Below are 13,390 nucleotides of genomic sequence, written 5' to 3' on the forward strand. Positions count from 1 at the left end.
CGGGAGAGTGGACACGGCCTGCGGCGTGGCAATGACGGCTGTTGAGCTTAGGCTCGCGGCATGATCACGACGCTGGCGATTGACGGTTTCCGCTCTTTGCGGCACATAGTGCTGCCCCTCACCGGGCTCACGGTGATCTCGGGAGCTAACGGCGTCGGAAAGTCGAGCGTCTACCGCAGCTTGCGCCTGCTTGCCGAGGTTGCGCAGTCCGGTGCCATCGCGGCGCTCGCGAGAGAAGGCGGCGTGCAGTCCCTGTTGTGGGCGGGGCCCGAGGCAGGCGCCTCTGCGGCACGTCGTTCCGGGCATCCGGTTGAGGGAACGATGCGTCGCGATGTCGTCGCACTCAAGCTCGGTTACGCCAGCAGCGACTTCGGCTATGCCGTCGATTTCGGGCTGCCTACCAATCAGCAGACCATGTTTGCTCGTGACCCGGAGATCAAGGCAGAAGCCGTCTTCAGCGGCTCGGTGTTGCGCCCGGCCACCGCGCTGACCGAACGGCGCAACGGGGCAGTGCGCGTACGGGGTGATTCGGGCGGATGGGTGCCGCACGACTACCGGCTGCGGCCCACCGAGAGCATGGTGGCCGCGTTCGCGGACCCTTCGGCAACCCCTGAACTGCTGACGGTGCGCGAAAACCTTGGTTCATGGCGCTTCTACGATCACTTTCGCACCGACCCGCACGCGCCAGTGCGGCAGCCGCAGCTGGGCACTCGTGCTCCGGTGCTGAGCCACAGCGGAACCAACCTTGCTGCCGCACTCCAGACGATTCGCGAGTTCGGCAATGCCGCTTTGCTCGATCGCACAATTGCACGAGCCTTCGATGGCGCTTCGGTGAAGGTGCAATCCAGCGACGGGTTGTTCTCGCTCGTCATGGTGCAACCCGGGCTCTTGCGCCCGCTCGATACCCACGAGCTCTCGGATGGCACCCTGCGGTTCTTGCTGCTGGTTGCGGCACTGTTGTCGCCCAACCCGCCCGCGCTGCTCGTGTTGAACGAGCCCGAGACGAGCCTGCATCCCCGGTTGCTGGCACCCCTGGCGCAGCTCATCCAGGCGGCAGCCGAGCAGACTCAGATCGTGGTGGTATCGCACGCCTCTGCGCTGGTTGACGAACTCGACGAATCAGGAGCGAGCCGCATCCATCTCGTCAAAGTCGACGGAGAAACCGCGGTTGACGGGCAAGGGATGCTGGATGAACCCGCGTGGAGTTGGCCGAAGCGCTAACGACCTGAGCGTAAGTAGCCCGTCGCTCACGGTCCGAGTACTCTCGTCACCGGGAGCGACAACAACTTGAACCAACTATTTGTGAAAATCTGTGGCATCAGTACGCCGGATGCCGCCCTGACGGTAGCGGAGGCGGGTGCCGATGCGATCGGATTTGTCTTCGCTCCCGGCAGCCCGCGTCTCGTGACTCCCGCTTTGGCACGCTCGCTCACGCAGGGGCTGCCTTCGGAGATGGAGACCGTTGGAGTTTTTCGCAACCAGCCGATTGACGAGGTGCTCGCTATCGCTGGCCGTGCCGGCGTCGCGACCGTGCAGTTGCACGGCGATGAGAGCGACGCCGACTTCGATCGGCTGCGCACCGAAGGTTTCGGTACTATTCGGGCTATCTCGGTGGAGGACCATCGCCGCCGCAGCCTCGCCGGTCAATTGCGAGCGGATGACCGGCTCCTGATTGACGCCGTCGAGCCCGGTGCTGGCGCTACCTTCGATCCGGCGCTTCTGGAGGGCACCGCTCTGCCGGAGTCGTGGATTCTCGCCGGTGGGCTCACGCCCGACAACGTCGCCGAACTCGTGCGCACGCTGCAGCCCGATGGGGTGGATGTCTCGAGCGGTGTCGAAGCGAGTCGCGGCGTGAAAGATGTGACGCGCATCCGCGACTTTATCGCCGCTGCGCGCTCGGCCTAGGAAGCGAGCGCGATCAACCCGAAGTAGGTGGCGGCGGCGACGCCGATGCCGACGACGAGGTTGGCGAGCACGCTGATCACCGCAACGCGCATCCGCTTCACGGTGACGTTCTGCATCGTCTCCACGCTCAGTGTGCTGAAGGTGGTGAGGCCGCCGCACAGTCCGGTGAGCAGAATGACCTCGAGGTTTGCGTCAATGGTGCCCAGATGGGCGAGCCCGGCGAGGGTGCCACCGAGCGCGGAACCGACAACGTTCACCACGAGCACGGCCCAGGGGAAGCCGGTGTACGACGAGAACGCGCGCGCCGTTAGGTAACGCAGTACTGCCCCGGCAGCACCCGCCCCGAGGATCGCAACGACAACTCCGGCGGTCATTCGTTCACCAGATCGGGGCGGCTCCGACGGGCAAGCCCGATGCGCAGTCCCAGAGCGGCGGCAGCAAGCCCGAGCACGAGGGTGGCGGCGACGTAGATGAGGGCGGGGAGCCACTGATCAACGCCAATGAGATGCACGGCGGCCACTGCGAGAGCAGAGAAGGTGGTGAACGATCCGAGGAGGCCGGCCCCTAAGCCGGCGCGGGCCCATGCGGGGGATGGTGCCCACAGTTCGGCGACAACGAGCGCCAAAACGAAACTACCCAGGATGTTGGCGATCAGGGTAGAGACAGGAAACAGCCCGTCATCGGTAGCAAAGGCAAGGTCGAGGGCAAAACGCATTCCTGTGCCGAGTGCGCCGCCGACCCCGACAGCAGCTATTTCACGAATCATGTGCTGCCTTTCGTGTGCCACGGCTCATGCGGGTTCTGCCTCCACGATCACCCTAGGGCAAGCGGCAGGGATGCTGCGTCACCCACCCCCGTTTGGCGGGACCCTGTGCAGTCCTAGACTGAAGCCATGACCCGAATTGCTGCGCGCCGCCGTCGTTGGCCGTGGATTGTGCTCATCATTGTTGTGGTGTTGCTCGTGCCGATCGCCATCATCGTCGTGCCGATCCTCACCCACGAGAGTTCGGGTCAGTCGAGCCAGCAGCTCGTTGACGGAGAATGGCCGCTTTCGGTCACTGCCGAGGGAGACGACGGTCGCACCCGCACGTTGACTCTCGCCGGAGAAGATGGCGAGCCGATCGATACCGAGGCGCTCGTTCGTGGCGAACGGGTAGTCGTGACGGGAACCGGTTACGACGGAACTCAAGGCGTTTATGTTGCCGTGTGCGTCATCCCAGAAACGTCGGCTGACAAGCCGGGGCCGTGCATCGGTGGCGTGCCAAGCCAGCAGCAAGAAAACGTGGCCGAAGGCACCGTGCAGTGGGCTCCGAGCAACTGGATCAATGCCGACTGGGCTTGGCGTCTCTTTGGCGCTCGCAGCTATGACGACACCGCTACGGGTACCTTCACCGCGTATCTCGAACTGGGCGACCCGCTCGGCGAAGACGCCGATTGCATCACCAACGAGTGCGGCATCTTTACGCGTAACGACCACACGGCGCTCAATGACCGGGTTCAGGATGTCTACGTTCCGGTGCGATTTACCGAATAAAGGCACTGCCGGATCGCCCGCTGCGGGCAGTCGCGTCGGGGCTAACGCGAACTTTCGCTTGACATTGACGTAACGTCAATCTCTACCGTCGAGGTATGGCACACGACAGCACCGCACCCACCGAGCGTTCCATCAACGACGTCGCCCGCATCACGGGCACCACGTCGCGCACGCTGCGGCACTACGACGACATTGGGCTCCTCAGCCCGAGCCGCATCGGCACCAACGGCTACCGCTATTACAACGCGGATGCCCTCGCCCGCCTTCAGCGCATCCTGCTGTTGCGCGAACTCGGGCTCGGCCTTCCTGCCATCGCCGAGATTCTCGCCGGGCACCGCGATGACCTGAAAGCGCTGAGTGACCACGTGCGCCTGCTGGAAAGCGAGAAGCAGCGCATCGATCGCCTCATCGCGTCGGTGACCAGCACCATCCACAAGATTGAAGAAGGAGAGCCCCTCATGGCTGAAGAAATGTTCGACGGATTCGACCACACTGCGCACAAAGACGAGGTGGAGCAACGTTGGGGTGCCGACTCGTACGCGGCAAGCGACAGCTGGTGGAAGGCGATGAGCACCGCCGACCGCGCAACATTCGTGGCAGCGCAGAAACAACTCGCGGCCGACTGGTCCGCCGCTGCCGAACGCGGTGACGACCCCGAAAGCGACGAGGCTCAGGCGCTTGCGCAGCGTCAGTTCGACGGGCTCGTCGGAATCCCCGGCACCCCGAGCGAAGGCAAGGCGGGGCCGCCGCGCGAGTACTACCTCGGCCTGGCCGACATGTACGTGACCGACCCGCGCTTCGCTCGCAACTACGGCGGACAGGCGGGCGCCGAGTTCGTGCGCGCGGCTATGGTCGCGTTTGCCGCCACACACTGGGGCTAGAGCGCCGGGGCTCGCGCTGGGACCAGGGCGCGGGCGACACGGCTCCAAAGCTCACGAGGCTGCGTTGCTCGAGCAGCGCAGCCTCGTTTCCTAGCTTCGTTCGTCGACGGCGGGGTCGGAGCTCGGCTCCGGCGTCGCCACGGCGTCGGCCGTGACAGCTGCGGGCACCATCAGCCAGGGCATCGTAAAGTGCACGATGGGTCCGATGAGTAGCGCGAACGCGAGGGTACCCCAACCGAGATTTCCGCCCAAGATTGCGCCGATCGTCAGCACCACAAGCTCGATGCCGCTGCGCACGATCCAAATCTTGCCGCCGTAGCGGTGGTGGATGCCCGTCATCAGGCCATCGCGTGGCCCGGGGCCGAGGCGTGCCCCGAGGTAGAGTCCGGTAGAAAAGCCGAGCAGGAGCAATCCCGCAACGAAAACGAGAATGCGTAGTCCGAGCCCCTCGATCTCGGGCAAGACCCAGAGCCCCACTTGAGCGCTGGGTCCCACGAGGGCCACATTGAACACGGTGCCGATGCCGGGCTTCTGACGGATAGGGATCCACAGCAGCAGCACGACTAAGCCGACGATGTTGGTGACGAGGCCGAAGGGTATGCCGGTCGTGAGCGAGACGCCTTGCCCCAGTACGTCCCACGGGGCCACACCGATTTCCGCGCGAATCATGAGCGCGATGGCGAAGCCGTAGAAGAACAGGCCGAAGCCGAGCTGCGCGATTCGTCGCGTCATGGTGAGGCGGGGAGTCATAAAAGCATCCAATTACGAAATTGGACTCCTAACAAGAGGCCAATCGGGCTATGGTGGCCTCATGAATAGCCTTTCGGCCCGCGCATTGGTCGTCATGATGGGTGAGTGGCGCGCAGCAGGATCCACGGCGGCGTATTTGGCCGTCTCGGACCGCATCCGCCTTCTTATCATGGATGGCCGCATCCTTACCTCGACGCGCCTGCCGGCCGAACGTGAGTTGGCGCTCGCTCTCGGCATCAGTCGCACAACAGTGTCGGCGGCCTACTCGGCGCTGCGCGAAGGCGGTTATGTGGAGAGCACCCGCGGTTCGGGCAGTGTTGCCCAGTTGCCGCATCGGGCCAGTCTGATTCCCGACCCGGCGGCGCCACAAATGCTCGACTTCAGTAAGTCCACAATTGCAGCCGCCCCTGAAGTCGTCGAAGCGTCCCGCCGTGCGGCCGAGCAGTTGCCGGCCTATCTGGGTGAGTCGGGCTTCGATCCCGTGGGGATCCCCGCGCTGCGTGAGGCCATCGCTCAGCGTTACGCCGACCGCGGTCTGCCCACGAGCCCCGACCAGATCATGGTGACGCTCGGCGCCCAGCACGCCATCGCGCTCATCTCTCGCACGCTCATGTCGCGCGGTGACCGTGCCCTTATGGAAAACCCGAGTTACCCGCACGCGCTCGATGCGCTTCGGGCGGCCGGCGCTCGCCTCGTGCCGGTCGGGGTCTCGACCGAGACTGGCTGGGATGCCATCGCCGTAGAGCAGGCCATCCAGCGCACGAGCCCCTCGCTTGCCTATCTCATGCCCGACTTTCACAATCCGACGGGCCAATCGATGCCCGACGAGCTGCGTGCAAAGGTGCTGTCGCTTGCGGCTCGCCAGGGCACTGCTGTGATCGCTGACGAGACGATGGCCGAACTCGATCTCGATGGCACCGGCAGTCGGCTGCCCTTCGCCGCGCACGGCAACGCCATCTCCGTGGGTTCAGTCGGTAAAACGGTCTGGGGTGGTCTGCGCACCGGTTGGATCCGCGCCGACCACGCCACTATTCGCCAACTCGTGCGTGCTCGCTCCGCCGGTGACCTCGGAACCCCGCTGCTCGAACAGCTCGTCGTCACCAACATTCTCGAGACTTTTCCCTCGATTCTGGATGCTCGGCGCACGTCTCTGCGGGCCGGCCGCGAGCACCTCTCCTCCCTCCTCGCCGAGCAACTGCCGTCCTGGCAAGTGCCGCATACCCCGGGCGGAATGACCGCGTGGATCGGCCTCGGCCAACCTGTGAGCTCACAGCTCGTACTCGCCGCCCGCAACGAAGGCCTCGTCATTGCGGCCGGACCGCGCTTCGGGATGGATGGCGCGTTCGAACGCTTCCTGCGCATTCCGTTCAGTGTGGGGTCCGCCGAATTGGAGCACGGTGTTTCGGCGCTCGCCGCAGCCTGGTCGACCGTGATGCGGCATCCGTTCTCGCCGGCCAGCAACGAGTTCGCGAACGTGGTCTAACGTTCAGCGTGCACCACGGGCGATAGTGCGCCACCGGCGGCAGCGGCAGGATTAACGCAGATGTAATCTCGCGAGAGTACGCGGAATACTGAGGGTGCTGAGAGAATTGATCTAACCAAGAAGTGGTTTTGCGACCGCGCCCGCGTTTAACAGCAACGAAAGTTCCCCGTGCATCTGCTCTCCGTTTTCTCTTTGCGCAACCGAGCCCTCATCGCGCTTGTCACCATCGTCATCGGAATCTTCGGTGGCGTGGCGCTCACGTCGCTCAAGCAGGAGCTCATTCCGTCGCTATCGTTGCCGCAGATTTTCATCGTTTCGACGTACCCGGGGGCTTCGCCAGCGGTCGTCGACAAGGATGTTTCGGGCCCCATCGAGGCCGCCATCCAGAACGTTCCTGGGCTCGAGTCGACCACCTCGACCTCGAACTCCAACTTCTCCAACATTTCGGCGTCGTTCGAGTACGGCACCAACATCGCCACGGCTGAGCAGAAGATTCAGCTCGCGATCAACCGCATCTCGGGCCAACTTCCCGATTCCGCGGACACTCAGGTCTTCACGTTCAACTTCACCGATCTGCCGGTGGTGCAAATTGCGGTGTCGAGCGATCTTGATCCGCGTGAGCTATCGCGCAAGCTCGAAGCATCCACTCTCGTTGATATCAAAAAGGTGGATGGCGTCAGCGACGCAAGCTTGCTTGGTACGTCAACGCAGCGGGTGGTAATCACGCCCGACGCCGACAAACTCTTCGCTAATGGTCTCAACAACCAGGACATCACGGCCGCCCTCGATGACAACGGTGTGCTGTTGCCCGCCGGTGAGATCACGGAGGATGGTCAAACCCTGACGGTGCAGGCCGGTAACCGCATCACGACGGTTGACGCGATTGAAGCGTTGCCGCTGCTCGGCGGTTCAAACACTGAGGTCGTGACGCTGAGCGATGTTGCGACGGTCGAGGTTATCGACGACCCGGAGACCGGGATCTCGCGCGTCAACGGCGAAAACGCCCTCACAATTGCGATCACCAAGAGCCCGGCAGGTAACACTGTCGCCGTTTCGCAAGCCGTGAATGACCTCATTCCGGAGCTCGAAAGCGCGCTCGGCAGCAACACTCAGTTCACCGTGGTTTTCGATCAGGCGCCGTTCATCCAGGAGTCCATCGACAGTCTCACCACTGAAGGTTTGCTCGGCCTTGTCTTCGCCGTGATCGTGATTTTGGTGTTCTTGCTGTCGATTCGCTCGACGCTGGTGACGGCGATTTCGATTCCGGCATCCGTGCTCATCACCTTCATTGGGATGCAGGTTTCGGGTTACACGCTCAACATCATCACCCTCGGAGCGCTCACGATTTCGATCGGTCGAGTGGTGGATGACTCGATCGTGGTTATAGAGAACATCAAGCGCCACGTCACCATGGGGGAGCCGAAGCTGCAGGCGATCCAGGCTGCGGTGAAGGAAGTTGCGGGAGCCATCACGGCATCCACCGTCACGACCATTGCCGTGTTCTTGCCGCTCGCTCTGGTCGGCGATGTCACGGGTGAGCTATTCCGACCGTTCGCGCTCACCACGGCGATTGCGCTTGCTGCTTCGCTCTTTGTATCGCTGACCATTGTGCCGGTACTCGCGTACTGGTTCTTGGGCAACAAGGCTGCGCCGCGTCACACCGAGGAAGCTGTCGAACACGCTCACGCCGCTGGTCTTCCGCAGGAAGAGAAGGTCACTGCTCTGCAGCGCGGCTACCTGCCGGTAATCAACTGGACGCTCAAGCGTCCGCTCGCCACCCTGCTTGCCGCGGTGCTGTTGCTCGGAGGTACCGTGGCACTTGTTCCGCTGATGAAGACCAACTTCATTGGTGACAGCGGCCAGAACACCCTGACGGTGAGTCAAACTCTCCCGCTCGGTGCCAGCCTTGAAGAGCGTGACATGGCAGCGCAGAAGGTCGAAGAAGTGCTGATTGGTCTGGAGGGTGTCGAAACCGTCCAGCTCTCCATCGGCTCCAGCGGAGGTTCGCTGAGGGCAGCGTTCTCGGGTAGCGGAGCGAGCACCTTCTCGCTGACGACTGACCCCGAGGTCGACCAGGTTGAACTCCAAGAAGCTGTTCGCGACGCTGTCTCAGATCTCGACGATGCCGGCGAGATCACACTCGACTCCGCATCGAGTGGTTTCGCCTCCACGGACATTGAGATCAACATCACCGCTACAAGCGATGCCGAACTGCGGGAAGCGTCGGATTCCTTGCTCGAACAGGTACGCGATCTTGACGTCGTTGCCGAAGCCACGAGCAACCTCTCGGAGCAGCAGCCGTTCATCTCCATCACGGTGGATCGTGAGAAGGCCGCGAAACTCGGCCTCAGCGAAATTGCTGTCGGTGGAATTGTTGCCGGTGCGATGAATCCGAGTGCTGTCGGCAGCGCCGTCATCGACGAAGCGACCCTCTCGATTTATATCCTCAACGAGATCGCCCCCGTCACGATTCAAGAATTGCGCGACTTCGAGATTCCGAGTGCCGCCGGTCTGGTTCCGCTCACCGACGTCGCGACTGTGGACGTGCAAGATGGCCCCGCGAGCATCACCTCGGTGAAGGGTGTGCGTAGCGCCACTCTGAGTGTGACGCCGAGCAGTGACGATGTGGGTACGGCATCCGCTCTGGTCGCGGCGGCTGTGGACGAGGCTGATTTGCCGGCGGGTGCTTCGGCAGCCCTCGGTGGTGTGGCCACGGAACAGACGGATGCATTCCAGCAGTTGGGTCTTGCTCTCCTCGTTGCGATCCTGATCGTCTATGTCGTGATGGTCGCAACCTTCAAGAGCTTGCGCCAACCGCTGCTCTTGCTCGTCTCGGTGCCGTTCGCGGCGACCGGCGCTATCGCACTTCAGGTAATTTCGGGCATCCCGCTCGGTGTCGCCTCGCTCATCGGTGTGCTCATGCTCATCGGTATCGTGGTCACTAACGCGATCGTGCTCGTCGACCTGATCAACCAGTACCGCGCGCGCGGTATGCGAGCTCGGGAGGCAATTGTCGAAGGGTCGTCGCGTCGACTCCGCCCGATCCTGATGACGGCAGCGGCAACGATCTTTGCTCTGCTGCCCCTCGGAATCGGTCTCACGGGAGAGGGTGGCTTCATCTCGCAGCCGCTCGCGATCATTGTGATCGGTGGCCTCATCTCCTCGACGCTGCTCACCCTCGTGGTGCTACCGGTTCTGTACTACGTCGTCGAAGGCGCCAAGGAGCGTCGTGACGATCGCCGGGCGGCCGGTACCGACCGCAAGAGCCGTCGCGCCGCCACGCGGGCCAGCCGTGAGACAACCGGCGTAGCCCCCGCGGAATAGTTCTCACCGCAGCACGCGGGCCCAACCGACGATCCGTCGGTTGGGCGATCCCCACGCCGAGGGAAAGCTGCCCGTCAATGGTGGGTCCGTGGGGCACTGTGGTTGCTTAGCAGTTAATGGTTGTCAGACGTCTGACTCAGATGTACTATCGAGGTATCGACTAGAAATTCGAGGCTTGGAGACGGTATGAGTGCACAGGGTGGTACGCAATTCGGTGGCAAAATATCGGGGCGCGACCGGCGGGACGCTCTAGCCTCGTTGGGCCACGGCGATCTGGATGTGCTCGTGATCGGCGGCGGCGTTGTTGGCGCTGGCGCTGCGCTCGACGCTGTCTCTCGCGGACTACGAGTCGGGATCGTGGAAGCTCGCGACTGGGCCAGTGGTACGTCGAGTCGTTCCTCCAAGTTGGTGCATGGCGGAATTCGGTACCTCGAACAGCTCGATTTCAAGCTCGTGAGGGAGGCGCTATCCGAGCGTTCGTTGCTTCTTCAACAACTCGCACCACACCTTGTGACGCCGATCCCGTTCCTTTTTCCTGTCACTAAGCCGCTCATCGAGAGGGCTTACGTGGGTGCAGGTATGGCCCTGTATGACTTCCTGAGCTATCTGGGAAAGAGACGCCCCGGTGTTCCTCTCCATCGTCACCTAGGTCGAGCGGCTCTGCGTAAGGAAATGCCCGGGTTGAATACGTCCGCCTGCCGCGGAGGCATGGTTTATTACGATGCTCAAGTGGACGACGCGCGGTTGGTGACGACGCTCGTGCGCACTGCCGTCGCGGAGGGCGCGACCGCCGTGTCGAGGGTGAGCGTGGTCGGGGTGCATCGCGTCGCTCGTGAGCGAATCGCCAAAGAAGAACCCAGGTTTGTGGTCGATCTCCGCGATGAGGAGACTGGAGAACTGCGGGAGGTTCGTGCACGCGCAATAGTCAACGCGACGGGCATCTGGACTGAGGAGTCTCTTGCCATGTTGGCTGGAAGATCGGCTCCGGATGGCGCGGAGGCCTCGCCTGGGTTGAACGTTGCCATGTCTAAAGGGGTGCACATCCTCATCGACAGGGAGCGACTAGATGCGGATGCGGGTTTGCTGCTTCGCACCGAGAAGAGCGTTCTCTTTGTGATTCCGTGGGGGCGGTACTGGATCGTCGGAACAACCGATACTCCGTGGAAGCTCAATAAGGCTGCGCCGACGGCCACGGCCGCTGACATTGACTATCTCCTCTCTCACGTCAATCGCGTGGTGAAGCATCCCATTGCTCGCGACGACATTCGGGGGGTCTATGCCGGGTTGCGCCCCTTGGTTGCGGGCAGCACGAACAGCGCCACCACGAAGCTGAGCCGCGAGCACGTAGTGGATGTGCCTCAGCCCGGCATTTCGGTCATAGCGGGAGGCAAGCTAACCACCTACCGCATCATGGCGCGAGATGCCGTCGACTCGGCGGTCAGAGGCTGGAGTGTCGCGCCCCGGCGTTCGCAGACGGAGCACCTGCCACTACTGGGTGCAAAGGGCTTCGACTCAAGTGGCGAGACCGCCCGTGTTCGGGCGGCGAGCCTTGGGCTGGATCCCCGTGTAGGAGAGCGACTGTCGGGGCGTTATGGGGCGCTGCTTCACGAGGTTCTAGATTTGGTCGAGAGGGACTCGAGCCTGGGCCACGCCATCGCCGGCGGTAGCGGCGCAATCGTTGCCGAAGCGGTGTACGCGGCGACCCATGAAGGGGCGCTTCACCTTGAAGACGTACTCGTGCGGCGACTCCGGATATCAATGGAGGCCTCAGACGCGGGTAGGGAAGCTGCGCCACAAGTCGCTCAAGCGATGGCTCGAGCGCTTGGCTGGAGCGAGCACAGGGTGACTACCGAGGTCAAGAGCTACCTCGCATTCGCCGACGCAGAGTCTCACGCTCGAGCTTTGCCGGACGATACTTCCGCAGACGCCGTTATGGCGTCGTTTGCCTCGCCGTCTCGGTGGACTTTGACTGAGGAGAGCAGCGGGGAAGACCTCGTTGCTGCATCTTTCGGTGACGCCGATAGCGTGCTACGTTATTCCAGTCATCAGACGACTGACGTATAACAACATCTTCATAACCCCGCAAAGGAGCAGGAAATGTCAGAAGTGAAAGTTGAAAAGTCTGTGGGGGACGCCGCTGTCCCCAAAAAGCTCAACAAAGTCGCAGGGCCCGTTCTGCTCTGGGGTGTGGGCGTCGGCGCCGTCATCTCCGGTGATTACTACGGTTGGAACGCTGGTCTCGGCTTGACCGGCTACTGGGGGTACCTGATCGCTATCGGCATCATGGGAGTGCTCTACGCCGGGCTATCTGGCGTCATCGGTGAGCTCGCCGCAGCAATCCCTCACTCGGGCGGCGCTTATGCCTATGTCCGAACGGCTCTTGGTCGCGTGTGGGGTTACCTCGCTGGAGTTAGCGTGCTTCTTCAATTCGTGTTCGCGCCTGTTGCCGTCGCGCTCACCGTGGGCGCTTACGTGCAGGTTTTGTTTCCGAGCGTTCCGATTCTGCTGAGTGCCGCGGTGCTGTATGTAGCGTCGACCGTCGTTCACCTGCTTGGAGCGAGCGGCTCATTGAAAATTGAGTTTGTCTTCACCGCGGTCGCGTTAGTCGGTCTCGTAGTATTCATTGCGATCGGGGCCCCGCAAATGACGCTCGAGAATCTGAACGCATATTCTGAGGGTTCGATTCTGCCGAACGGTATCGCGGGCCTGTGGGCGACATTGCCGCTTGCGGCCTGGTTCTTCTTTGCCATTGAAAGTATGCCGATGGCTGCCGAAGAGACGCGTAATCCCGGCCGAGACATTCCGCGGGCGCTCGTCTGGACATTTCTCACTCTTGCCGTTGTTGGCGTTGGTACCTTGACGGTTGCAGCCGGCGTCGGCGGAGAAGATCTCCCCGGGGCCGCTGCGCCACTGACTGTTGCGTTGGCAAACGTCGTTGGTTCGCAAGCGTGGATTGTTCCAACCATTGCAATCTTTAGCCTTGCTGCGCTTATCGCGTCCTTCCATGCGATCGTTCTTGCTTATTCACGCCAGACGTTTGCGCTTTCGCGTGCCGGTTACTTGCCCTCGTGGCTTTCCATGCTCAACACTCGTCACGCTCCGACGTGGGCGCTCATCGTGCCGGGGATTGTCGGGTTCGTCTTCGTAGTGCTTGGTGACACGGTGCTGCCCGATGCAATCCCGGTCCTTGTGACGCTCTCTGTGTTGGTTGCCGCAATTTCCTATATCTTGATGATGCTCGCGGCACTGGTGCTTCGTTCAACGCGGCCCGATCTCAAGCGCCCCTACTTGACCCCGGGTGGTCGTCCGATGATGGTGATCGCGATGGTGCTCGCCGCCATGCTCATCCCGGCGTCTCTCGTCAGCTTTCCCTTGGCTTTTGTTGTTGGAGCAATTTGCGTGGCCGGCTTTTTGGCTTACTACTTCGCGGTAGGGCGCAAGCGAGTTGGGCAGCTCACTGCTGCCGAGGAACTTGCCCTCGTGGAGGAGGCGGAAAGCCTTCTGGACTAGGCG

11 protein-coding genes are annotated in these 13,390 nt (G+C 62.5%); 8 read left to right on the top strand and 3 right to left on the bottom strand.

Annotated elements, in window-relative coordinates:
* Positions 1–60 precede the first annotated feature (60 nt).
* Together ACR3YK_RS06695 and ACR3YK_RS06700 are read left to right on the top strand one after the other, a co-directional pair.
* Positions 61–1,221 carry an AAA family ATPase gene (locus tag ACR3YK_RS06695; RefSeq protein WP_486174162.1) on the top strand — a complete coding sequence of 387 codons (1,161 nt, stop codon included), beginning with the start codon at positions 61–63 and terminating at the stop codon, positions 1,219–1,221.
* Positions 1,222–1,287: 66 nt separating this feature from the next.
* Positions 1,288–1,905, top strand: coding sequence for a phosphoribosylanthranilate isomerase (locus ACR3YK_RS06700; protein WP_486174163.1), 618 nt, complete (start codon positions 1,288–1,290; stop codon positions 1,903–1,905).
* Here the strand turns inward: ACR3YK_RS06700 and ACR3YK_RS06705 are convergent.
* Together ACR3YK_RS06705 and ACR3YK_RS06710 are read right to left on the bottom strand one after the other, a co-directional pair.
* Entirely contained in the window at positions 1,902–2,279 is a 378-nt protein-coding gene (locus tag ACR3YK_RS06705; protein ID WP_486174164.1) for a fluoride efflux transporter FluC, read from the bottom strand. The genes ACR3YK_RS06700 and ACR3YK_RS06705 overlap by 4 nt on opposite strands.
* Positions 2,276–2,671, bottom strand: coding sequence for a fluoride efflux transporter FluC (locus ACR3YK_RS06710; RefSeq protein WP_486174165.1), 396 nt, complete (start codon positions 2,669–2,671; stop codon positions 2,276–2,278). Before ACR3YK_RS06710 ends, ACR3YK_RS06705 begins: the two co-directional genes overlap by 4 nt.
* A gap of 126 nt (positions 2,672–2,797) precedes the next feature.
* Here ACR3YK_RS06710 and ACR3YK_RS06715 point away from each other — a divergent pair, with 126 nt between their 5' ends.
* Positions 2,798–3,439: a hypothetical protein gene (locus ACR3YK_RS06715; RefSeq protein ID WP_486174166.1), complete on the top strand. Its 642-nt coding sequence runs from the start codon at positions 2,798–2,800 to the stop codon at positions 3,437–3,439.
* A gap of 95 nt (positions 3,440–3,534) precedes the next feature.
* A complete protein-coding gene (locus ACR3YK_RS06720; RefSeq protein WP_486174167.1) occupies positions 3,535–4,320 on the top strand; it encodes a MerR family transcriptional regulator in 786 nt (261 codons plus the stop codon).
* Between the two features lie 90 nt (positions 4,321–4,410).
* Here ACR3YK_RS06720 and yczE read toward each other — a convergent pair whose 3' ends face one another.
* Entirely contained in the window at positions 4,411–5,070 is a 660-nt protein-coding gene (gene yczE, locus ACR3YK_RS06725) for a membrane protein YczE (protein WP_486174168.1), read from the bottom strand.
* Positions 5,071–5,131: 61 nt separating this feature from the next.
* Between yczE and yczR the strand changes: the two genes are divergently transcribed.
* From yczR to ACR3YK_RS06745, 4 genes are all read left to right on the top strand, one after another.
* Complete coding sequence (gene yczR, locus ACR3YK_RS06730) at positions 5,132–6,553, top strand: MocR-like transcription factor YczR (RefSeq protein ID WP_486174169.1); 1,422 nt, start codon at positions 5,132–5,134, stop codon at positions 6,551–6,553.
* Positions 6,554–6,721: 168 nt separating this feature from the next.
* Entirely contained in the window at positions 6,722–9,877 is a 3,156-nt protein-coding gene (locus ACR3YK_RS06735; protein ID WP_486174170.1) for an efflux RND transporter permease subunit, read from the top strand.
* 186 nt (positions 9,878–10,063) lie between these two features.
* Positions 10,064–11,941 (top strand): glycerol-3-phosphate dehydrogenase/oxidase, encoded by a 1,878-nt coding sequence (locus ACR3YK_RS06740; RefSeq protein ID WP_486174171.1) that lies wholly within the window; start codon positions 10,064–10,066, stop codon positions 11,939–11,941.
* A 33-nt stretch (positions 11,942–11,974) separates the two neighbouring features.
* Entirely contained in the window at positions 11,975–13,387 is a 1,413-nt protein-coding gene (locus ACR3YK_RS06745; RefSeq protein ID WP_486174172.1) for an amino acid permease, read from the top strand.
* The last annotated feature ends 3 nt before the right edge of the window (positions 13,388–13,390 follow it).

The organism is Salinibacterium sp. 10G20-15 (assembly GCF_057365065.1).